Source organism: Aquirufa sp., assembly GCF_044377215.1.
Lineage (GTDB): Bacteria > Bacteroidota > Bacteroidia > Cytophagales > Spirosomataceae > Aquirufa.
In genome coordinates, this window is record NZ_JBILJM010000011.1 from 24136 (window position 1) to 46294 (window position 22159).

The window sequence follows — 22159 nt, forward strand, 5'->3', positions numbered from 1 at the left end:
AAAATAAAAATTTAATCTCGTGAAAAATCCAAGTATCGCTTACGTTTGGTTAGCCATTTTGACAATAGCAGTAGGCTATTCATTATTTAAGCCAAGCACAAGTGGAAGTGCTAGCGCAACAACAGCAGATGGAAAGCGCATCGTGTTTGTTAACTCCGACTCGTTATTAACGAATTATCAGTTTTACAAAGACGCACAAAAAGAATTTGAAAATAAGGGCTACCGTTTGCAAGTTGACCTAGGTCAAAAAGAACGTTCACTACAAGCTGAATTGCAAGCGATCCAACAGCGTGCTTCGGCAATGACGCAAGCCCAATTGCAAGCCGCTGATATGACTTTGAAGAAAAAAGGAGCTGAATTGCAACAATATTCACAGCAAAAACAAGCGGAATTAGGGCAAGAGCAAGCGAAGAAAAACGAAGAGTTATACAACAACATTCGTGAGTACATCTTAAAAGTTAATAAGGAAAATAAATATGAATTCGTTTTGGGCTATTCGAAAGTAGGTGGCGGTATTTTATTCGCTGATGCCTCAGTAGATGTAACCCAAAAATTAGTAGACGGTCTTAACAAAGAATACGCAGCTAAGAAAGGCAATAAGTAATCAATTATTTGTTTTGAAGGCCACGCAGTTTGTGCTGTGTGGCCTTTTTGTTTTAACATGGCCAAAGAAAAAATTCAAAAACAAGTCGAAATTAAAAACCGACGCGCATCCTTCGAATATGCATTCTTGGATACGTTTACGGCAGGCTTGGTATTGACTGGCACAGAGATTAAATCGATCCGTCAAGGCAAAGCGAATCTAACCGATGGCTATTGTGTTTTCTTTCAAGAGGAATTGTTTGTGCGCAATATGCATATTTCAGCCTATGATGAAGGGACACATTACAACCATGATCCTTTACGTGATCGCAAACTTTTATTGTCCAAACGCGAATTAGCCAAGCTGCAAAAGGAACTGAAAAATGTAGGTTTGACGATTATTCCTACACGCCTATTTATATCAGATAAAGGTTATGCCAAATTGAATATTGCCTTAGCCAAAGGAAAGAAAACATTCGATAAACGAGATGACATCAAAGAGAAGGATGTGAAACGAGATATGGATCGCGCTATGCGTTAGTCCGATATTTCCGAACGATTTTTACGGCCGTCATAATCACAATGGCAAAAATGACAAACCCCACCAAACCATAAATCATATCCAAGGTATTTTTCGCGACCACAAGAAACACCACGGCCACAAGAAGTATCGTTGCAATTTCATTGAACATTCGTAATTGAGGCCCAGAAATGATAAAATTTCCTTGTTGGAATTGGCGAATGAAATGCCTACAAACAAAGTGGTAGATTGTAATGCCCACAACGAAACTCAATTTGAGATGTAACCAGGTGTGCGAGGAGAATGAATCCCACCATGCTAGGTAAATTAAAATCAATCCCGTTATCCAAGTCAAAAACATCGCCGGAATCATGATGGCGTTAAATAGCAGTTTCTCCATTTTGGAAAACTGAGCTGATAAAATAGCTTTCTCGTTTGGCTCCTTACTTTGAGCTTCCGCATGATAAACGAGTAAGCGGGGAAGGTAAAATAGGCCAGCAAACCAGCTGACAACAAAAATAATATGCAGTGATTTTAAGATTGAGTAGTCCATTACGATGCTTGGTAACGCTTAAACAAACTGCTAATTTTTAACTGAATAACACCAAAAATAGCCTCTTTGAATATATTGGCCGACATCTTACTTGTTCCTTTAGTACGGTCGGTGAAAATGATAGGAACCTCAATCATTTTAAATCCATATTTCCAGGTCGTGAATTTCATTTCAACTTGAAATGCATATCCGATGAATTTGATCTGATCCAACGGAATCGTTTCCAATACATTTCTTCTGTAGCAAACAAAACCAGCTGTTGCATCTTGGACGGGCATGCCTGTAACAAATCGAACGTAGTGTCCTGCAAAATAGGACATCAATACACGCCCGATAGGCCAATTAACCACATTGACCCCATTGATATAGCGCGATCCAATGGCCATAAATGCACCTTTTTCGTGACAGGCATCATACAAGCGAACTAAATCATCTGGATTGTGCGAGAAGTCGGCATCCATCTCAAAAATATATTCATAGCCTTGATCCAATGCATATTTAAATCCTGCAATATAGGCGGTACCTAATCCTAGTTTCCCTTTACGTTCTACTAAATGTATGCGGTCCGGGTGCAATGCGTGTAATCGCTTGACCTCTGCGGCAGTTCCATCGGGGGATCCATCATCGACAATCAATAAATCAAAAACAGGCTCCAAACTCAACACCTTTTCGATGATGGCTTGGATGTTTTCGATCTCATTGTAGGTCGGTATGATAACGATCCTCGAATTCATGCGCATTAGTTAGCGTAACAGAAACAGCTTTTTACATGGTCATTCACTAAACCGGCCGCTTGCATAAATGAGTAGCAGATGGTGGGCCCCACAAACTTGAATCCCAATTTCTTCAACTCTTTACTTAATCGCTCCGATAATTCGGTGCTTGCTGGCAAAGCCTCATGTATAGTGAAATGATTTTGAATGGGATTGTCGTTCACGAAAGCCCATATAAATCGGTCAAAGCTACCAAATTTTTCCTGAATTCGAATATATGCTTGCGCATTCGTCCGGACAGACCAGATTTTAAGTCGGTTACGGATAATCAATGGATTTTGCATTTGCTTTTCGAGTGCTTCTTCAGACCAGGTAGCCAAGATTTGAAAATCAAAATTTTCAAATGCTTCTCGAAAGTATTCTCTTTTGCGCAGAATGGTGATCCAAGATAAGCCGGATTGAAAACCCTCTAAAATGAGTAATTCAAAAAGTGTATGGTCATCATGCAATGGCTTTCCCCATTCTTGGTCATGATAGGCTTGGTAAAGCGGGTCATTTCCGGGCCAAAGGCATCGGGTCACTGTTTCCATGTGGGTAGGTTTAGGTTACAAAGAAGTTAATTATTTGGGAATTGACAGAGTACAAAGTTGATAAGTTGGAATAAAAATCAAGTTCTTGATAAAATATACTAAGTTTGCATCAGTTTAAGGTGTATCAAATCATCCGTGATTTGCTGCTTAATAGGGAATTCAGTGAAATGCTGGAACTGTCCCCGCAACTGTAAACTTTCAAAATGCTTTTCTACCTCATGTCACTGGCTTCGGCTGGGAAGACGGAAAAGAATCGAAAGTGAGTCAGGAGACCTGCCTTAAATGATCCTTGACCCTGTTTTACGGTGGATGAGCTGGGGTCGAGCGTTCGATTACCTTTTTATTTTCACGCTCTTTGGGCAAAAAAATGTTAAAATTACAATCAGCGATTACAATCGCTACGCTATTCCTGTGTGGGCATCATTCCATGCATGGGCAAACAAAATCCTTTACTGATTCCACATTATCTGAAGTTCAAGTTACCGCCAGTAAATTTCCCGCAAAATTAGCGCAGACGGGGAAAGTTGTGTCCATCATTTCGCGTCAGCAAATCCAAGCAAGCCTAGGAAAAGGGTTGGGGGAACTTTTACAAGAGACGGTAGGTATTTCAGTTGTGGGTTCACGCAGTGCTCCAGGCACAAACCAAGAAATTTATGTTCGCGGCGCAAATACGGGCCATGTTTTATTATTAATTGATGGATTTCCAGCAAATGACCCTTCCCATATTTCATCGGTGATGGATTGGAATTTAATTAATTTGGCAAATCTGGAACGTATTGAAATCATGAAAGGTGGGCAGTCGACATTGTATGGTTCGGATGCGATGGCAGCCGTCATTAATTTAGTCACAGATCGATCGAGCAATGCCATTACATTGCAAGGTGGTGGACTAGGCACGCATGCGCAGTCCGTGCAATTGCAACGAAAAGTAGGTCAAGTACAGGTAGGTGTAAGCGCTCAAAATACATCAACCAATGGGTTTTCGGCCGCTGCGGATCAAGCCGAAAAAGATGGGTTTAATCAGCAAAATGTACGGGTTCGATTAAGTAGTATGGTGCGTAAACGAAGTGATTGGGACCTTAGTTACCAAGGTGAAAAATACAAAGGAAATTTAGATGCGGGACCGTTTACAGATGATTTGGATTATACGTCCACTGCTTCAAATCACGCCGTCCGAGGTCAATGGCATACGCAGTTTACGACTGGGGATATATTTTTACGTGTTTTTCATGATATCACCCGACGTAATTTTCGGAATGATTCCTTGTATATCCCCACGAATGCCTGGTCTAATTACAATGAGTCGACCTACTCGGGCACGAATCAGGGGGCTGAAATATATGCCAAATGGCGTTTGCCTTATGGGTTGATCGGGCTGGTTGGTTCGGAGTTGCGCCAACAGTCCACAGATCAGGTCGATTTTTCAATCAGTGCTTATGGTCGGTATGATTCACCTGAGATCCAATCGAATTTAGCCAAAATCCAACTTTGGGGTAGTTATTTTACGTTACAAAAGCAGACAGAAAAAGCTGGTTTTGAGGCGGGTTTTCGTTGGAATTCACATTCGTTATTTGGCCAATCGCTTACTTATAATGTAAACCCGTATTGGCTTCCAACTTCTAAATCAAAGGTTTTTGCCAATTATGCCACGAGTTTTAAAGCTCCCTCCTTGTATCAATTGTATTCCCCTTATGGAAACAAATCATTAAAGCCTGAGTATGGCGAAACGTGGGAATTGGGCTTTGAGCAGTCGGCCGGTCGATGGTCAGGTCGAGTTGTGGCCTTTCAAAATAACGTTCGTGATGGGATCGTTTTCCGATCATTGACGGTAGAGCCTTATGGTCGCTATGCGAATTTTGCCAAACAACAAACACGAGGCATCGAAGCCGAATTTAAATTTACGTCTGCTAAATTTTCTGCCACAGGATCGTATACCTATCTCCGTGGTAATATTCAAAGTATCGTTGGCACCACTGATTCAACCTACTCCTCGTTGATTCGTCGGCCTACACATCAATATTCCTTGCGATTATCGCAGCAAATTGGACCTAAATTAATGGTTAATTTGTTGACGCAGTTTGTTGGCGAACGCCGTGACTATTATTTTGATGATGAAACCTATACCACGCGTGGGGTGGATTTGCCTAGTTATGTATGGATGGAATTACAGGCTTCGTACGCGTTGTCTAGTCGGTGGAAGGTACAAGTCATGGCGAAGAATGTATTAAACCAGCGAATCGTAGAGTTAGTGGGATATGCTGGTCAGCCCATGAATGTGCAGTCGAGTTTGATTTTCCGTTTTTAAGGGACAAAGCGTTCATAGACGTCTTTTCCTGTAACGGGATCTTTGCCAAATAGTTCAATGTAGTAAACGCTTGGCATGAAATTGGTTTCATTGACGCTTACATAAACACGTTTGAGGATTTGCAGTTTATTGTTGATTGGAAACAGTGCGATGGGATTTCCTTTGGTGTCTAGTTTGACAACAAATTTACGTTTTCGGTAGGCTAGAAAATATCCTTCGTAGGTATTGGATTCGGTGGTGATTGGGTTGGTGTATAGGCCGTAGGCCAGCGTGCGTTGAATGGTGCTTAATTCTTCTTTTTGGCCCTTTTCAGCATAGCGAATCCAGTAAGTATATACGGGATCTTTGGGATTTAGTGTTTTGTTTGGGAGTAGATTTGCATCATAAATAACGGTATTTGCATTGGAGCTTCGTTGGATGTAAAAGAGTCTTAAGCTTGAATTGGGGGGTATGGGAAAGCGGTCAGCGCGGGCATAAGCTGTGTAGGTAAAAAAGAATAAATAAAGGAAAAGACTTTTTGACACGAGTAAGCAAATAAAATGGGAACGCAAGTAACGAATTTTAGTAAAGATACCTGCCCTAGATAAGGCTGTTTTATGTGCTAAACAGATCGATTTCTTGGTTTATTGAAATATTTATTTATCTTTGCATCGGAAATTTAAGAAAGAAGAGGGGTTTTTAATCCCTCTTTTTGTTTTCAATGCATTGATGGCAGATATAAAAACAAAGATTAACGCGTGGATTCAGGAGTATATCGGTACGGGCCCCATATTATTGGTTGACCTACAGGTAACGAGGGGAGCACGGCGTTCTTTGGTCACCATTTTGGTGGATACGATGGAGGGGGTGACGATAGAAGCTTGTGCTTTATTGAGTCGTAAATTGGGTCATCACATTGAGGAGCAGGCTTGGATAGAGGAGGCTTATAATTTAGAAGTTTCGTCGCCAGGATTAGATTTTCCGTTGACACAGGGCTGGCAGTTTGAGAAAAATGCGGGTCGTAAAGTGAAAGTTTGGTTGAAGGAGGGAGATCCGGTGGTGGGCGAGTTGCAAGGGCATACGGCTGATGCGATTCAGGTTTTGACCGAAAAAACAGTTAAACATCGTGCTGTTGTGGCAAAAGAGCCTACGTGGTTTCCGTTGCAGGCAGTTGATAAAATAAGAGTTCAAGTATCATTTCAATAAAAAAACGTAAGGATAGCAATGAATAGTGTTGAATTAATTTCGTCATTTTCAGATTTTGCTCGGGAAAAGAACATTGATAAGCCGACCATGATCGCGGTATTGGAAGAAGTATTTCGTACGATGATTCGTAAGAAATTCGGTTCTGATGAGAATTTTAATGTCATTATTAACCCCGAAAGTGGTGACCTAGAGATGTGGCGTACGCGCGAGATCGTAGATGACAATTCCGAGGATATTTGGGATTTTGATAAAATACCTTTGGCGGAAGCTAAGTTGATAGAGCCGGATTTTGAGATTGGGGAAGAGGTGGCTGAATTGATTAAGTTGGAGGATTTTGGTCGCCGGGTGGTTCAAACTGCGCGTCAGACATTGATCCAACGAATCAAAGACATTGAGAAAGAAGGTCTTTTTGATAAGTACAAAGATTTAGTAGGCGAATTGGTTACTTCTGAGGTATATCAAATTTTGGGTCGTGAATTAATTTTATTGGACAATGAGGACAATGAGTTGATTTTGCCTAAGTCGGAAATGATTTCGAAGGACCGATTTAAGAAGGGGGAGACGATTCGTGCGATTATTCACAAGGTTGAGATGGCTAATGGCACACCTCGTATTGTGTTGTCGCGTATTTCTCCGGTATTCTTGGAGCGTTTATTTGAGCAGGAGATTCCAGAAATTTATGATGGTACGATTTCGATTCGCAAGATTGTGCGTGAACCAGGTGAGCGTGCTAAAGTGGCGGTTGAGTCGTTTGATGATCGCATTGATCCAGTGGGAGCATGTGTGGGGATGAAGGGATCTCGTATTCACGGCATTGTACGTGAATTACAAAATGAGAATATTGATGTAATTAATTTTACGGATAATTTAGAATTATTGGTGGCGCGTACGTTGAGTCCAGCGAAGTTAAATTCGATGGCGATTGACAAGGAGCGTCGCCGTATTTCAGTTTATTTGAATTCGGATCAAGTGTCGATGGCGATTGGTCGTGGGGGTCAAAACATTAAATTAGCTGGTAAGTTAGTGGGTTATGAAATTGATGTTTTCCGTGATGTCCCTAAGGATGAGTTGGATGATGAGGATGTAGAATTAACAGAATTCTCTAATGAGATTGAGGCTTGGATTTTAGCTGAGCTTCATAAGATTGGATTGGATACGGCGAAACAAGTTTTGGCTTTATCAAAAGAGGAATTAGAGCGTAGAACGGAATTGGAAGAGGGAACGATTGAGGATGTGTTGGCTGTATTGCGTTCAGAGTTTGAGTAAGATGTAACATTGACGAATTAGTATTTTGTAATTATTTATATGGCAGAAGAGAAAACAATGCGATTAAGCCTTGTAGCAAAACAAATAAACGTGGGAACGTCTACGATCCTTCAGTTTCTTTCTGCTAAAGGTCATAAGGTCGACAATAATCCAAATGCGAAGCTAAATTTTGAGCAATTGACTTTAGTGGCGAAGGAATATGGCGTTAGCCAAATTTTAGAGCAGACAGAAGCGCCCAAAAAAGTGGCAGAAGAGGTTGTTGTGGTTGCCGCTCCTAGTGAGGAGAAGCCTGCGCCAGTGGTTAAAGAAGTGCCGGCTCCGGTTGCGGAGGCTCCTGCACCTGCGCCAGAACCTGTTAAGGAAGTGGTGGTTGAAGTGCCTAAGGTTGAGCCTGTTGCTGAAGTAAAGCCATTAGGTTTAAAGGTAGTAGGTAAAATTGATTTAGATAAGAAAGGAAATCCTGTTGCCCCGAAACCAGTTGCTAAACCTGTCCCTGAGGAGAAGGCTCCTGAGCCGATCGTGGAGGCACCCAACGTAGTGGAGGAGAAAGTTGTTCCGGCGGAACTATTGGCTGAAATAGATTTAGCATCCCTTCCACCTGAGGAAATTGAGTTGATTGAAGCTAGAGGAGAAACATTAAAGGGTTTAACTGTTTTAGGTAAGATTGAGTTGCCGGTAGATAATGACCGCGGTGGAAGTAAGCATAAGCGTAAGCGTATCATTAAGGATGAGAAGAAGCCAGTTGCGAATGATCAAACACGTCCGGCACCGGGGGGTCAAAATAATGCCAATAATAATGCGCGTAAAGATTTTGGTAAGAAGCCAGCGCCGGGTGCAAAACCGGGTGTAAAGGAAGAATTATCAGATAAAGATATTCAAGAGCAGATTAAGGCCACGATGGCTCGTCTGCAAGGAGCAACGAATAAGCAAAGTTTTGGTGCTGATAAGCGTCGCGTGAAGCGTCGTGAGCGTGCGGATGCGGAGGAAGCACGTCAAATGGCTGAGGATGAGGAGGCAAAAGTTTTGCGTGTTACGGAATTCGTTTCAGCGAGTGACTTGGCATCCTTGATGGATGTTTCAGTGAATGAGGTTATCTCAACGTGTATGAGTTTAGGTATGTTCGTTTCGATCAACCAGCGTTTGGATGCGGAAGCTATTACGATTATTGCGGATGAGTTTGCCTATGAGGTTCAATTTATTTCAGCTGAGGAAGAAATCGATGCGGTTGAATTGGATATTCCTGATGATCCGGCTGATTTATTGCCGCGTGCTCCGATCGTCACTATCATGGGACACGTTGACCATGGTAAGACTTCCTTATTGGATTATATCCGTAAGTCGAAGGTTACGGCGGGTGAAGCGGGAGGAATTACGCAGCACATCGGTGCATATTCTGTTGAGACTGAATCTGGAAAGAAAGTAACGTTTTTGGATACACCGGGTCACGAAGCCTTTACGGCGATGCGTGCCCGTGGTGCGAAAGTGACGGATATTGTTATTATTGTTATTGCGGCGGATGATTCGGTCATGCCACAAACAAAGGAGGCTATTAATCATGCGATGGTTGCGGGTGCGCCGATCGTCTTTGCGTTCTCGAAAGTGGACAAGGATGGTGCGAATACCGACAAAGTACGTGAGGAATTAGCGGCCATGAATATGTTAGTGGAGGATTGGGGTGGTAAATACCAATGCCAAGAGATTTCATCTAAATCCGGTTTAGGTATCAATGACTTGTTGGAAAAGGTCTTATTAGAAGCAGAAATGCTTGAATTGACTGCGAATCCAAATAAGAAAGCAATTGGTTCCGTTATTGAGGCTGAATTGGATAAGGGTCGTGGGTATGTAACTACGATGATGGTTCAAGACGGTACATTACATGTGGGCGATATGATGTTGGCCGGCGACAATTATGGTCGTGTGAAGGCGATGTTTGATCACCATGGAAATAAAATCAAAAAGGCGGGTCCATCTTCTCCAGTACAAGTATTGGGATTAAATGGCGCGCCACAGGCGGGTGATAAGTTGATTTGTTTGGAGAATGAGCGTGAAGCGCGTGAAATCGCGAACAAGCGTGAGCAAATTATACGGGAACAATCGTTGCGTACACGCAAGCACATTACGTTGGAGGAGATTGGCCGTCGGAAAGCGATTGGTACTTTCCGCGAGTTGAATGTGATTGTCAAAGGTGACGTGGATGGTTCTGTGGAGGCGCTTTCGGATTCCTTATTAAAATTGTCAACGGAAGAAGTTCAGGTACGCATTATTCACAAAGGTGTGGGTCAGGTATCTGAGTCGGATGTGGCGTTAGCTTCGACTTCGGATGCGGTGATTATCGCGTTCCAGGTTCGTCCTTCGCAAAATGCACGCCGACTAGCGGAAACGGAGCAAATTGAAATTCGTAATTATTCGATTATCTATCAGGCGATTGATGAAATCAAGGCCGCGATGGAAGGTATGTTGGCCCCTGCTTTTGAAGAGGTTAACACGGCCAATATTGAAATCCGTGATGTCTTCAAGATTACGAAGATTGGTACGGTGGCGGGTTGCTACGTCTTGGATGGTACGGTAAAGCGTGCACATAAGATTCGTGTGATTCGTGACTTTGTCGTGATTCACGATGGGGAGATTTCAGCTTTGAAGCGTTTCAAAGATGATGTAGCTGAGGTAAAATTCGGGTATGAATGTGGTATGTCGATTAAAGGGTTTAATGACCTTGAGGTGGGTGACCTTTTAGAATGTTACGAAATGAAAGAGGTGAAGCGAACCTTGAAATAACAAAAAAGCCGAATCGAGAGATTCGGCTTTTTTTGTGTGCTTTTCGGAATGGATTAGCTTAAAAGTTCTTTAAGGTTTACGGATTTGAAGAATACAATAATTAGCGAAATAAATAAACCAAAGAACATGGCTCCTAATGTTATCAATGTTCGGTTTGGACTTACTTTTGCTGGGTTAACTTGCGCAGGTTCTAAGATTTTAAATAACGGTGTGTCTTTTTGGATCTTAATTTTGGCCTCAGTAAGTTGGCTTGAGAGTGTTGAATAAATATTAAATGCGAGGTCAACCTCATATTGTAGTTTCTTCTCTTGATCCCTAGCTACAAATTTAAATACATTTCTATTTTGGTCTTTGTAATTTGAGAGTGAAAATAGCGCTAAATCATACCGTTTTCTCGCGTCATTCTGTCTTTCTTGTAAAAATTGCATCTCTTTACGTGACTTTTCTGTACGATAGCTAATTATATACTTTGTTAATTGATTCTGAATCAAACTTGTCATATTAGCTGCTACCAATGGGTCATTGAATTTTGCAGAAATTAAAATTGCTGGAGATTTTTTATCAGTTTCAATCTTTATTGCTGTTTTTAATTGTCCCATTGCATTAGCTTCAGCTGGACTTAATGCCAGTAAATCAGAAGACATTCCACGTATTGGTTTTACTACATCTAATACCTTTCCAGATTTTTTTTCCTTAAAGAAAAGAATCGGAGCATTGGTATTGTCTTGATTTAAATAGTCTTTAACTGTACCCCACGATTTTGATTTTGGATTATATAATTTTTGTACAATTAATTCTCTTAAGAATGGACTACTCTGAATAATATTGGGATAAAGGCCTGGAGTTAATAAATCGCCATTATTTTGGCCATTTCCAAGGCTAATTCCTGCTAAACCAGCAAGTGATGATAACCCACCAAGATTTCCTGATAAACCTGAGTTCGAAGTACTTTCAGGGAGTACTTTAGCAATTGATTCATATTCGTTATCTAGTGTGAAAGAATATAAACCACCGATACTAGTAAATATAAATGATATCAATAAAATTAATAAGCTATTACTTTTTAAAGACTTAAAGATTTCACCAAAATTGATCGAAATCTCTCCAGTTTCTTGGATATTATTTTCTGTAGACATGCGACTATTTAGGTAAATTATTAACTAGTGTAATTAAGGTTAGCGCTACTGATATAAAACTTGATGTTAAACCAATGGCTTCAGCAGCTGTCAACCCTTTCTTAGAACTCTCAGGTAGGGCAGGAATCGTAATTTCTGCACCTGGCTCAATTCGCGGATTCTTTTTGAAAATTAAAAATTTACGAATTTGATTTGAAACTCCGTTTGCATAGGTCACATAAATTTGTTTCTTATTTGCAAGAATTGAATAACCTCCTGCTTCTGCAACGTAATCTTTTAGTGTAAAGTTTTCCTTGTAAGATACAGCTAATGGATTTTGCACTGCTCCATTTAGTTTAACAGTTTGTAATAAACGTGGAATTATCAATTCATCACCCGCCATTAATTGTAGATTCTCTTGTGATTTTGGATTACTTAGCACCTCTTTGAGATTAACTCCCACCGTGATTGAGTTACGTATCAATTTTGCTCCCTCCAAATAGCCCTCAACACGTAATCCTCCAGCTCTTTCTAGAACATCTGAAATTTTTTGTTTGTTCGTCTGTATGGCATAGCTACCTGGATAATTGACCATACCTAAAACTTTAACAGACCTTTGTTCCTCATAACTTGGAGCTCTTCGAATCGAGATAATATCAAAGGGCTGAAGAATAAGTTGACTTCCTTTATTTGAAATCTTTAAATCTCCATCAATTTCAAAATTAATAATTTCAATTTTATTTGTATTTTGCTGATTGGATCCATGATTAATAATTCGGCGTGCTAATTCTAAATTTGAGAAACTTGCTGATTCTTTTAATCCTTTTGCAAGAAGTATCAAGTCGGCAACTTTCATACCCTCTTTATAGTCAAATTCGCCTTGTTGGTTTACCTCACCAGTAATATTAACCACCCGCTTTTCCCTCAAATTTTTAATGGAAAACACTTTTATAACATCTTCCCGTTGAAGTGGAATGTCCCCAACCTCACCTCTTAAGACTTTCCCTAAGTCAAATGAAATTACTTCTGGATCAAAATTTTCTTTTTTTCGAGTAATAGTTGCCCGATTTAAAAACGCATCTTCTCGTATTCCTTCAGATTTTTTTAACAGTTCTTTAACTGTTGATAATCCGTTTTCTAATGCATACATTCCAGGTCTAAACACGGCACCTTCTAACTCAATTCTATTTTCATATCGTTCAATAATCTGACCAACAGTAAATTTGTCTCCATTTTGAGTTAAAAAACTTTCTACTTCATCTTGAGTGATATTAAGTAATTTGATTTCTCTTGAAGTATTTCTTCTAACATTGATCGTGTAGGTATAAGCTTTTTCTGTAAATCCACCAGCGAATTTCAAAAGATCCTTGAATGTTTCCCCTTTAGTCGTTTCAAATATCATAGGTCTTTTTACCTCACCAGCAACTTCAACCCTATTTTCATAATCTGAAATCCGTATGACATCTTGATCATTCAAGTGTATATTGTCTGTTTGGTCTGCTTTTAGTAAAAAATCATATAAGTCTAATGTTCTAATAATTTTGTTGCCTCTAATTAGTTTAATTGACCGATATGATCCGTTTTTAGATGGTCCGCCGGCTAAATATAATGCATTGAAAATCGTTGATAGGGAGGAAACAGTATATGTGCCGGGCATTTGAGCTTCTCCTGTAATTGTCACTTTAATACTTCTTACGCTTCCCAAGGTAACTTGCGCTGAAGAGCCGCTACCCGGTTTGTTGAGGCCTTGGTATAATTGTCTAAGCCGACTGATAATTCGTTCAGAAGCTACCTCAATGGTTAATCCATTTACGTAGATGGGTGCAATATTTAATATTTTGACCGTTCCCTCCGGGCTTACTTTGACTTTAAAGTTGTCTAGTACGTCTCCAAAAATGGCAATATTAAGTTCATCTTCTGGGCCTAATTGGTAATTCTTAGGTGTTGCAATACGTAAATTAGGCTCAAATGTCATTAATTCATTATTGAATAACGTTGATCCAAAAATGTTTTTATCAATATTATTCGCAACCTTTTTCTGAATTCTTTTGTAAATCGCTACTAAACTATCGTTATATACATCAATAGGAGTGTTTAGTATTTTTCGTTCTTGAAGTGTAAGTGGAGCATCAATTTCTTCTCCTTTTGCATTAAGGTAAACTTTACGACCTTTTTCGTCAATTTCATATTTCACATTTGGCGTTATATTACCTATGCCCTTGGCAGCAATTTTACCAGTTTTTGGGATACTTTTACTAGATCCCATTTCGCTCAAACTTCGAGCGTTATTCTTGGCAAATGGGTCATTTTCGTCTTCTGAAATACCAGATTCCCCGTTTGATTCCCCAGTTGTAGGAGTTGCCTGAACCATTGAAATTCTACTTCTCATTTTAGCTATATCAGCCGCGGTATACCCCTGTGTCTTAGCTGCTTGCTCAATTTGAGCCTCAGACATTCCACTCGCCTGAGCACGCTCCATAAATAAGGCGATTTCCTCGTCAGATAATTCATCTACATTACGTTTGGGCTGGGTTACCTGCTGGGCAGTGGCTAGGTGAGCGGCCAACAAGCATACTAAACTGAGTACAAGGAAAAGGGATTTGTTTGCCTTTTGGAAAAACTTCATATGGTCAACGTAAAATTTATGCAATTTATTAATTTTTTTGGTCTCAAACCGCTTCGTTTAGGGAATGGTCAGTTATTCGCTAAAATTTCGGACAAGCCAATTTACTGTTTAATAGTTTCGTTCGTTTACTTCGCGATAAATCTAAATCCAACAAATACGCAATTGATAACTCATGCGCGCCACCCGCAGATGATCCTAATTTAGAAATCGTCATGTCAAACGAATAACCGACCGAAAAAGAATCCAACCTATAACCCAACAAAAAAATTAAGGACTCCCGATTGTAATTTGTTTTTGAAATTGGAATACCTCGGTACCAAACTCCTGCCACCAACGGTGACACAGTTAAATACGCTCCCATGTCCAACTGGTCAAATTTTCCTTGTTTTTTGTAATGAACCACCGGACTGATGCTCACTTCTTTATTCGCCCACGGATTACTGGTTGTTCGGTTCAAATACGGATCTTCAAAAATAATTTTCGTCCCCATCTGTATACCAAATTTGGTGTTCAACGGATCATTTGTACCATTAAAAATCGATTTGTCCGGCTGATTAATGTGATGGGCCGTCAAGCCAATCCACGAATTACGAAGATTTAATAAAGCGCCAGAGGAGAAATCAACGAAATTGCTTCGTTTAATTGTAGTATTTGCTACATTATCTTGAAAGAAAACATCATTACTTGAAGATATAAATCCATAATTGATAGATCGAAATTGATCCGCAAATAAAAACTGAGACGCATCTAAACTCCGCATGTATAGGTCGGTTTGGATACCGGCCGATAATCGTATATCCTCGCCTAAATCAATATGATGCCCATATTGAAGTCCTAATTGCGTGGTTTGCAAATTCATGAATTGCTTATCCGATGTCATGATAATCCCCAATCCACTCTTTTGGTTTCCTAAGGCAATATTGGCACTAATGGCCGAAAATTGATAGTTGGCATTTAACCCCGGCCACTGATTCCGATGCGTAAAATGAACATTCGATTGATTGTCAATTCCAGCGAACGCTGGCGAGATGAGCAAAGGCGCGGCGTACATTTGAGACAATTGCGGATCCTGCGCTCGAACCAAGAAAACTTGAGTCAACCAGATGAAGAATACGATCGCAAAATGCCTCTTTTTGTTCATTGTCTACCGCGTAGCCCCGCAATTTAGTGGATTCGTTTTTCAAAAACCAATTTAAAGGCTTATTTTGTGATCGTTTCGCGTTATACTTCGCCTTACCATGATCCGTTTTTACCTGTTTATTGTCTTTTGTTTGGCTAGCCTCAGCTCAGCCTTTGGACAAATTCAATGTAGAAACACCTGCCTAAAGACATGTCAAGATTGTAAAGGAAAACAAGAAGGTCTCGAAACGGTCTGCGATGTCGAAGGAATTTACCCGACAGGTACTGTTTTTGATTGGGATATGGGGGATGGTGCGAGGTATTCTACCCCCACAGCAGTTCATACCTATGCAGGACCCGGTGTGCGGACGGTGCGCGTGACGATTAGACCCACGGTCGGTTCTCCTATTCCACTTACGAAGCAGGTTTATATAACGCAGATGCCCCGCACATTTTTAGGAAATGACAGCTGTAAAGATACCTTAGAGCTCTGTTCGGGTACTACGGTGATCGATGCATTTAAAAATTTACCCCAATCTAAATACCCGAACCCATCTAATCTTAGTGTGACCTGGTTTCCCAATGGTGAGACTACAAACCAATTGACCGTCGACAAAGAAGGCTGCTATTCCGTAAAAATCAAAGACAATATTTCAGGCTGTTATTCCGAAGCTCGTTTACGCGTGATGTATTGCCAAACAAACAACGGTGCTTCCTCTGGTTCCGGAAGCCCTTTTTGGAGTATGGGAAATGGGAACAAACTTGAGTTCACTAGTGGAACCCCAACCAGAAGCCCAGATCCAGGGTTTTCAAGCCCCGCAGGTTCATCCTCTTTTATATTTGCTCCCATTAAAGCTGCAAACAATTCCTTAGGCGGTATTTATACCAATGGTGATATGGTCAAGACTTTTTCCGGAAACGTAATTACTAATTTAGGAGGGGATGTGAATTTGAGTCAAGCATCCGCTATTTTACCTAAACAATCTTGCTCTGGATGTGATTCTGAATACTATATTTTTGGGATGAAGCAGATAGGTGGTAAAAACCAACTGTTTTACAGCGTTTTTGATATCTCCGGAAACGGCGGTTTGGGATCAGTGGTTGTGCCATTTACCTCAGCTTCATTGGCAACGCCCATCAGCTCATTTGGGGCGACGGATAAGTTGGTGATCACAAATGCCGGAGAGAAAGCTTTTTGGATCAATGCCTTCGAAGAAGGCACCAAAAATATTTACCGCTATAAATTGGATAGTTTAGGTTTGTCCAAGCCCACTCGATTTAATGTAAACTATACTGTTTCTTTTTCATCCTCCTCCAGTTTTAGTTTTTCACCCAGAAATGATCGATTAGCTATTGCAAATGATTCACTTGGGTTAAGCCAAATCTTAATTATGCCCTTTGATACTTTAACAGGTGAATTTGATACTCGGATTATAAAACGAATCCAATTGGGTACGCTTCCCGTAAAAGTATATGGTGTTGCGTTTTCACCCGACGGTAAAGTGCTCTATGTCACGACACGCGGAAATGGGACAACTATCAAATCGCAAATTTTGCAATTTGACCTAACTGCAGCGAATGTTGAAGCAACCAAATTCGTTGTCTACGAAACGATTGACCTCCTCGGGGAATTAAAATTGGACCCTGATAACTCAGCTCGACTTTACATCGCGATTGAAAACACGACTACTTTGGCATTTATTCGTAGGCCAAATGTCTTGTTTACAAGTCTGGCGATTCCTGGGCCCACTAGTAACTTTGACATTACTACCTTCACCGGTTCAGGAAATTTAGGTCGGGGGATGACCGCCGTCCGTTTTGCTTCTAATTCGAATGGTGGAGGTATTCAACAATCATGTTCGGGTACAACCTTTACCTATAAATTACCCGAGCCTCCCAAGTGTAAGGATAAGGACAAGGAGATTACGGGGGCCAACTGGTCTATTTATGTTGGTAATGCCTTTTCAGGTAGAACATCACCTAATCTGGTATACAATGCGGCCAAAGGGCTCATTGAACAAGATCCAAGTTTAGTGCGAGAGGCCTTTTTTTCAAATCGAAAATCGATCAATTATTCCTATCCCGATAAGTCCCCAAACCCTAAAAAGTATGTTATCGTTGTCGAAGTACTCACACTGTGTGGAAGCTATTTTCTGGATGCGGAGGAATTTGATATACGAAATTTAAAGCCATTCTCCTTACGCAGCCGAGTGGATAAATTATTTGATCCAGGTGACCCCTTATGCCTCAATAGAAACATTACCTTTCCTGATGCTATCCGAGATAAAGTCCCCGGTTTGCCTGGCCTTACGTATGAATGGAGTACTGGGGCAAATACGTCTACCATCACAGTAAATACAGAGGATACGTATTCCGTCAAAATTAGTGATAATGCGACGGGTTGTGAAGTCAAAGGCGATATTGATCTACGATATTATGCAAAACAGAATTTTATCCCTAAAGTAGCCCCGAGTGTTTGCATGGATAATCCGACGCGTTTGCTAGAACTTAGGCCCATTGCCAATCCCGCTAGCCTGGAATTTTTATGGACAGAACGGGGGTTTCCACTGGGCACAAATCCTTCTTTGAACGTCACCTATGCGACAACATACAATTTGCGTGTGCGTGATGAATATGGATGTATCTTTAACCAACCCTATCCTGTAGCCGACAAATGCCTCCCCGTCGTTTTAGCTCCTAATATATTCACGCCCAACGGCGATGGAGTGAATGATCGCTTTGTACCGCAGCCGTTAAATGCGGCCCGGACGCGAATTCTAAATGTTAAAATATTTAACCGTTGGGGAGAATTATTATTTGAAGGGGACAATTTACGCCCGGATACGCAATGGGATGGAACATATAAAGGGAAGCGAGTCCCTCAGGAAACATACGTGTATGCCATTGAATATGAGTCTATTGATTTCGGAGGTACTCAGACCCTAAAAGGCGGTGTTTTAGTCGCCTATTAGTAAATTAGAGACCACTAGATAAATAATTTTTTCGTCTACTTTTTTCATGCGGTATTTTTGAGCAGTAATTGATCTACACTCTCAAATTAAGCGATGCAAGTATCTTTCTTCAACCGACTTTTTGCCTACATGCAAGGAAAGAAAGTTGTTGAATTATACTCCTCCGCAACCCTTCGTTCCTACTTTACGGTAGCGATTCGAAACAATCAAAATCAATGGATTTGTCAAATTCCGCGTTACGATAAACAATGGGAATATATCACCATCGTTTTAGAGGATAATGGGCATTTGACTTTTCTAGAAGAACCGATGATCGAAGGCGGTTTGGACCGTTGGAAATAGGCCAACTAGTAAGCCCGAACTTCAATTCCCTTCATGAAATTTACAAATGATTTATTCACCACCTGGTTTCCACCCGGTGTAGGGAAATTACCTGTGAAATACCAATCGCCCAAATGATCTGGGCAGGCCAAATTCAAGTTGGGAACCGTCTGGTATACAATGGACAACTCGGCTTGCAGATTCTTTGGCTTAACTATCTCCGCAATTTTATTTGAAATTTCTTCATCCGTGAACGGTGCATAAATCGCTTTGACAAAGTTCTCGCTGGTAGCGGTTCCATTTTCAAGGGCCAATAAGCATTTCAAGTTGACCTCGTCCAAAATATCTTCCATTCCACGCTCCTTCAACAAGGCAAGTGCTGCCCGGAAAGCAACAAATTCCATCATTTTGGACATATCAATCCCGTAACAATCTGGATATCTGATTTGTGGCGCCGAGGAAACAATAACAATTTTCTTGGGGGATAACTTATCCAACAAACTCAAAATACTTTTCTCCAAAGTCGTTCCGCGAACAATCGAATCATCGATCAATACCACTGAATCCACCCCTTTTTCAATCACCTCATACGTGGTGTCGTATACGTGGGAAACCATATCATCCCGCATCGCATCACTCGCAATGAAAGTCCGAACTTTGACATCTTTGGAAATCAGTTTTTCGACGCGCGGACGGAACGTTAATAATTCTTCCAATTGCTCCTCAAACAATACGCCTTCCATGATGGCTTTTTTCCTCTCTTTCGCCAAATGATCTTCTAATCCATCAATCATTCCCAAAAACGCACTTTCAGCGGTATTTGGGATATACGAAAACACGGTATGTTTCAAGTCATTTTTCACCTCATCTAAAATCTGAGGAATCAACAAGCGACCTAACTTCTTACGCTCACGGTAAATATCCGGATCCGAACCGCGCGAGAAATAAATACGCTCAAACGAACAAGATTTCTGCTCAATTCGGTCAATAAATGGTACTTCGCTGACCGAAGCATCCATTTCAATAATCAAGGCATGACCCGGTGTAATCTCTTTAATTTGGTCATATGCGCAATTAAAAGAAGTTTTTATCGCTTGCTTCTCCGAAGCCACCACCACCACTTCATCATCCATATAGTAATATGCTGGACGAATTCCCGCCGGATCACGCGCTACAAACGAAGCACCATAACCAGTCATTCCCACCATCGCATAACCTCCATCAAAATCCTTGCACGAACGCTCTAAAACGCGCTTTAAGTCGATATTTGCCGCAAGTACATCCGATAATTCTGGATTTTCATACTTGTCCTTAAACTTGCCAAACTGACGTTGATTCTCCTCATCTAAAAAGTGACCAATCTTTTCCATCACCGTCACGGTATCCACTTTCTCTTTTGGATGCTGGCCCAACGACACTAATTTGTCAAACAAATCATCCACATTGGTCATGTTGAAATTACCAGCCATCACCAGATTCCTGCTCCGCCAGTTGTTTTGGCGTAACATCGGATGGCAATTCTCAATTTCATTTTGACCATGAGTACCATAACGCAGGTGCCCTAAAAGCACTTCTCCCGTAAAGGCCACATTTTCTTGCCACCACGTAGCATCATGAACCGCATCGATTCCTGTTTCCCGTTTTGTATCCTTCGCTAATTTTTGTGCTTTCTTAAATTTCTTATTAATCTTCCCAAAAATATCCGCAACGGCTTGGGGTTCTACGGAACGGTAGCGACTGATATACCTGCTACCCGGTTTGACATCTATTTTTATATTCGCAATCCCCGCTCCATCTTGTCCTCGATTCACCTGCTTCTCCATCATCAAATACAACTTATTTAAGCCATACATCGGCGTATTGTACTTATCGAGGTAATGCTGAAAAGGTTTTCGCATTCGGATTAGTGCAATTCCGCATTCGTGTTTGATGGATTCAGACATGTAGGTTTAGGAGAAGATTTTACTAAAATAAAGCACAAAATTAGGGAATTATTATCAGCAATTTGGGTTATTTTTTAATTTTTATTTAAACTTTTAAAAGCTCAAAAAATAGGTTTGGATGGATTAAAGCAGCAATTAAAAGTATTGCCAAAAGTACATAGCCACAATCTTTCGCGCTAAATTTAGCTTCATCCAATGCAATTCCATCTTCCCGCTTTTTTAAGTAAATGTGATACGGAATTCGTAAATAATAAAAAACAGATATCAATGTAACTAGCAGGGAAACAATCAGCAATGCCAGCACACTTGTCTTTAGGCTATTTTGGTAGTTCTCCCACAACTGACTAAAGTAGGTGACCTTCGCTAAAAATGTTCCCGCAGGCGGTATTCCAATCATGGCGATTAAACCCACCAACAAAGTCACCGATCTGAGCGGTTGGCGGTGCGAATAGCCTGCCCACGCCCCCATGTCATCCGACTGAATCGAATCCCCAATCACTTCATCCACTTGATAGAATACCAAAAACGTACTTATTCCATATAAAAATCCATAAAATAGTAAGGCTTTTAGCGCCTGATCAGCCGGAAATAACCACACCATGGCCATAAAACCTCCATGCGCTATGCTTGAGTAGGCTAATAAACGTTTGCTGTTTTTTTGACCCATCGCCGCTAAATTTCCCACTAAAAGCGTCGCAATAGCCAAGAAACTTATAGTCGAATCCATCGAAAGCGGAATGTAGTGAATCAGTTTGATGCCCAAAATACTAACCGCAATTTTTGGGGCCACCGAAATCCAGCTCATCCACGACGCTGGTAAACTTTCCAAAACGTCCGGACTCCAAGGATGAAAGGGCACCCAGGCCATTTTAAATAAGATACCCACAGCCAGTAAGCCTAAGGCTGTGTAAGCAAAAATTGGATCTACAGTCGATAATCCCCGACTTAAATCCGCGGAAAACAAATACATCGTACCACTTAGTCCATAGATAAGTGAAATCCCATACAGTAAGATCGCCGAGGTACCAAGTCCAAACAAAACATAGGGTAAGGCCGCACGCGCGCCAGTGGAATCTTTGCGCATGCCAACTAACACATACGTCCCCATTGAAATGAGTTCTAAACTCAGAAATAGCGATAAAAAATGTGAACTCATCGAAGTCAGTAAACTTCCTAATAGAATAGATGAAAATCCTATATTTTCCTCCAATGAGAAATCTTTTCGATGTAATTGGTTTAGACCAAGTAAAAGTACCCCTAGGGCAATAATCAGTGTATTTGTCGTGTTTGACCCTATATTAACTTGGAAAAGTTGAAAGCTAACAAAGCCAGCTAATCCCTGCGACATGCGTTGGAAAGACAATCCCATTGCCAAAAACAACCCCAATTGTGCCATGAAATAGCGCCACGAATTAGCTACTTTGGCTGGTTTGCCATGTAAAAATAAATCAGCAAAAATACTGATAAGTAAACAGCCAGCGACTACTAATTCCGGTAACACCAACGAAAATCCCTGTGTCGTCCCGGTCATTTTACTTGAAATACTAGAAAGGAATTCGGTTGAAAACATAGAC

17 protein-coding genes and 1 riboswitch are annotated in these 22159 nt (G+C 40.8%); of the genes, 8 read left to right on the forward strand and 9 right to left on the reverse strand.

What is annotated here, in order from left to right; genetic code table 11:
- Positions 1 to 19 precede the first annotated feature (19 nt).
- Positions 20 to 604, forward strand: coding sequence for an OmpH family outer membrane protein (locus tag ACIQ6T_RS05290; RefSeq protein ID WP_395784866.1), 585 nt, complete (start codon positions 20 to 22; stop codon positions 602 to 604).
- Positions 605 to 661: 57 nt separating this feature from the next.
- Positions 662 to 1123: an SsrA-binding protein SmpB gene (gene smpB, locus ACIQ6T_RS05295; RefSeq protein WP_395784867.1), complete on the forward strand. Its 462-nt coding sequence runs from the start codon at positions 662 to 664 to the stop codon at positions 1121 to 1123.
- Here the strand turns inward: smpB and ACIQ6T_RS05300 are convergent.
- From ACIQ6T_RS05300 to ACIQ6T_RS05310, 3 genes are read right to left on the reverse strand one after another with little or no spacing between them, the layout of a single operon-like run.
- The gene (locus tag ACIQ6T_RS05300) at positions 1113 to 1655 is read right to left on the reverse strand and encodes a CopD family protein (RefSeq protein ID WP_395784868.1); all 543 of its coding nucleotides are present in this window, start codon (positions 1653 to 1655) and stop codon (positions 1113 to 1115) included. The two genes, smpB and ACIQ6T_RS05300, sit on opposite strands and share 11 nt — an antisense overlap.
- Positions 1655 to 2389 carry a polyprenol monophosphomannose synthase gene (locus ACIQ6T_RS05305; protein ID WP_395784869.1) on the reverse strand — a complete coding sequence of 245 codons (735 nt, stop codon included), beginning with the start codon at positions 2387 to 2389 and terminating at the stop codon, positions 1655 to 1657. The genes ACIQ6T_RS05300 and ACIQ6T_RS05305 overlap by 1 nt, the downstream gene beginning before the upstream one ends.
- A gap of 5 nt (positions 2390 to 2394) precedes the next feature.
- Entirely contained in the window at positions 2395 to 2958 is a 564-nt protein-coding gene (locus ACIQ6T_RS05310; RefSeq protein WP_395784870.1) for a DNA-3-methyladenine glycosylase I, read from the reverse strand.
- Between the two features lie 100 nt (positions 2959 to 3058).
- A riboswitch (cobalamin riboswitch) is annotated at positions 3059 to 3254 on the forward strand.
- A gap of 71 nt (positions 3255 to 3325) precedes the next feature.
- Here ACIQ6T_RS05310 and ACIQ6T_RS05315 point away from each other — a divergent pair.
- The gene (locus ACIQ6T_RS05315; protein ID WP_395784871.1) at positions 3326 to 5263 is read left to right on the forward strand and encodes a TonB-dependent receptor plug domain-containing protein; all 1938 of its coding nucleotides are present in this window, start codon (positions 3326 to 3328) and stop codon (positions 5261 to 5263) included.
- Here the strand turns inward: ACIQ6T_RS05315 and ACIQ6T_RS05320 are convergent.
- On the reverse strand, positions 5260 to 5787 hold the full coding sequence (locus ACIQ6T_RS05320; RefSeq protein ID WP_395784872.1) for a DUF4833 domain-containing protein: 528 nt from the start codon (positions 5785 to 5787) through the stop codon (positions 5260 to 5262). The two genes, ACIQ6T_RS05315 and ACIQ6T_RS05320, sit on opposite strands and share 4 nt — an antisense overlap.
- A gap of 121 nt (positions 5788 to 5908) precedes the next feature.
- Here ACIQ6T_RS05320 and rimP point away from each other — a divergent pair, with 121 nt between their 5' ends.
- The 3 genes from rimP to infB are packed head-to-tail and all read left to right on the forward strand — an operon-like array spanning position 5909 to position 10489.
- Positions 5909 to 6448: a ribosome maturation factor RimP gene (gene rimP / locus ACIQ6T_RS05325; protein ID WP_395784873.1), complete on the forward strand. Its 540-nt coding sequence runs from the start codon at positions 5909 to 5911 to the stop codon at positions 6446 to 6448.
- A gap of 18 nt (positions 6449 to 6466) precedes the next feature.
- Positions 6467 to 7714, forward strand: a complete 1248-nt coding sequence (gene nusA / locus ACIQ6T_RS05330) for a transcription termination factor NusA (RefSeq protein WP_395784874.1) — start codon at positions 6467 to 6469, stop codon at positions 7712 to 7714.
- A gap of 39 nt (positions 7715 to 7753) precedes the next feature.
- Complete coding sequence (gene infB / locus ACIQ6T_RS05335; protein WP_395784875.1) at positions 7754 to 10489, forward strand: translation initiation factor IF-2; 2736 nt, start codon at positions 7754 to 7756, stop codon at positions 10487 to 10489.
- Between the two features lie 53 nt (positions 10490 to 10542).
- On the opposite strand, the gene ACIQ6T_RS05340 is transcribed toward infB, so the two are convergent.
- The 3 genes from ACIQ6T_RS05340 to ACIQ6T_RS05350 all read right to left on the reverse strand — a co-directional run bounded on the left by ACIQ6T_RS05340 (position 10543) and on the right by ACIQ6T_RS05350 (position 15371).
- Positions 10543 to 11625, reverse strand: coding sequence for a Wzz/FepE/Etk N-terminal domain-containing protein (locus tag ACIQ6T_RS05340; protein ID WP_395784876.1), 1083 nt, complete (start codon positions 11623 to 11625; stop codon positions 10543 to 10545).
- 4 nt (positions 11626 to 11629) lie between these two features.
- Positions 11630 to 14230: an SLBB domain-containing protein gene (locus ACIQ6T_RS05345; protein ID WP_395784877.1), complete on the reverse strand. Its 2601-nt coding sequence runs from the start codon at positions 14228 to 14230 to the stop codon at positions 11630 to 11632.
- 79 nt (positions 14231 to 14309) lie between these two features.
- On the reverse strand, positions 14310 to 15371 hold the full coding sequence (locus tag ACIQ6T_RS05350; RefSeq protein ID WP_395784878.1) for a type IX secretion system membrane protein PorP/SprF: 1062 nt from the start codon (positions 15369 to 15371) through the stop codon (positions 14310 to 14312).
- A 97-nt stretch (positions 15372 to 15468) separates the two neighbouring features.
- Here ACIQ6T_RS05350 and ACIQ6T_RS05355 point away from each other — a divergent pair, with 97 nt between their 5' ends.
- Together ACIQ6T_RS05355 and ACIQ6T_RS05360 are read left to right on the forward strand one after the other, a co-directional pair.
- The gene (locus tag ACIQ6T_RS05355) at positions 15469 to 18321 is read left to right on the forward strand and encodes a gliding motility-associated C-terminal domain-containing protein (protein WP_395784879.1); all 2853 of its coding nucleotides are present in this window, start codon (positions 15469 to 15471) and stop codon (positions 18319 to 18321) included.
- A 93-nt stretch (positions 18322 to 18414) separates the two neighbouring features.
- On the forward strand, positions 18415 to 18663 hold the full coding sequence (locus tag ACIQ6T_RS05360) for a hypothetical protein (protein ID WP_395784880.1): 249 nt from the start codon (positions 18415 to 18417) through the stop codon (positions 18661 to 18663).
- 5 nt (positions 18664 to 18668) lie between these two features.
- Here ACIQ6T_RS05360 and ACIQ6T_RS05365 read toward each other — a convergent pair whose 3' ends face one another.
- Together ACIQ6T_RS05365 and ACIQ6T_RS05370 are read right to left on the reverse strand one after the other, a co-directional pair.
- Positions 18669 to 20585: an amidophosphoribosyltransferase gene (locus tag ACIQ6T_RS05365; protein ID WP_395784881.1), complete on the reverse strand. Its 1917-nt coding sequence runs from the start codon at positions 20583 to 20585 to the stop codon at positions 18669 to 18671.
- Between the two features lie 85 nt (positions 20586 to 20670).
- Positions 20671 to 22155, reverse strand: a complete 1485-nt coding sequence (locus ACIQ6T_RS05370) for an NADH-quinone oxidoreductase subunit N (protein ID WP_395784882.1) — start codon at positions 22153 to 22155, stop codon at positions 20671 to 20673.
- Positions 22156 to 22159: the final 4 nt, after the last annotated feature.

Coding starts and splice junctions, on each gene's coding strand:
- smpB (WP_395784867.1), top strand. CDS start 662: ATGGCCAAAGAAAAAATTCAAAAACAAGTCGAAATTAAAAACCGACGC.
- ACIQ6T_RS05300 (WP_395784868.1), bottom strand. CDS start 1,655: ATGGACTACTCAATCTTAAAATCACTGCATATTATTTTTGTTGTCAGC.
- ACIQ6T_RS05305 (WP_395784869.1), bottom strand. CDS start 2,389: ATGAATTCGAGGATCGTTATCATACCGACCTACAATGAGATCGAAAAC.
- ACIQ6T_RS05310 (WP_395784870.1), bottom strand. CDS start 2,958: ATGGAAACAGTGACCCGATGCCTTTGGCCCGGAAATGACCCGCTTTAC.
- ACIQ6T_RS05315 (WP_395784871.1), top strand. CDS start 3,326: ATGTTAAAATTACAATCAGCGATTACAATCGCTACGCTATTCCTGTGT.
- nusA (WP_395784874.1), top strand. CDS start 6,467: ATGAATAGTGTTGAATTAATTTCGTCATTTTCAGATTTTGCTCGGGAA.
- infB (WP_395784875.1), top strand. CDS start 7,754: ATGGCAGAAGAGAAAACAATGCGATTAAGCCTTGTAGCAAAACAAATA.
- ACIQ6T_RS05340 (WP_395784876.1), bottom strand. CDS start 11,625: ATGTCTACAGAAAATAATATCCAAGAAACTGGAGAGATTTCGATCAAT.
- ACIQ6T_RS05345 (WP_395784877.1), bottom strand. CDS start 14,230: ATGAAGTTTTTCCAAAAGGCAAACAAATCCCTTTTCCTTGTACTCAGT.
- ACIQ6T_RS05350 (WP_395784878.1), bottom strand. CDS start 15,371: ATGAACAAAAAGAGGCATTTTGCGATCGTATTCTTCATCTGGTTGACT.
- ACIQ6T_RS05355 (WP_395784879.1), top strand. CDS start 15,469: ATGATCCGTTTTTACCTGTTTATTGTCTTTTGTTTGGCTAGCCTCAGC.
- ACIQ6T_RS05360 (WP_395784880.1), top strand. CDS start 18,415: ATGCAAGTATCTTTCTTCAACCGACTTTTTGCCTACATGCAAGGAAAG.
- ACIQ6T_RS05365 (WP_395784881.1), bottom strand. CDS start 20,585: ATGTCTGAATCCATCAAACACGAATGCGGAATTGCACTAATCCGAATG.
- ACIQ6T_RS05370 (WP_395784882.1), bottom strand. CDS start 22,155: ATGTTTTCAACCGAATTCCTTTCTAGTATTTCAAGTAAAATGACCGGG.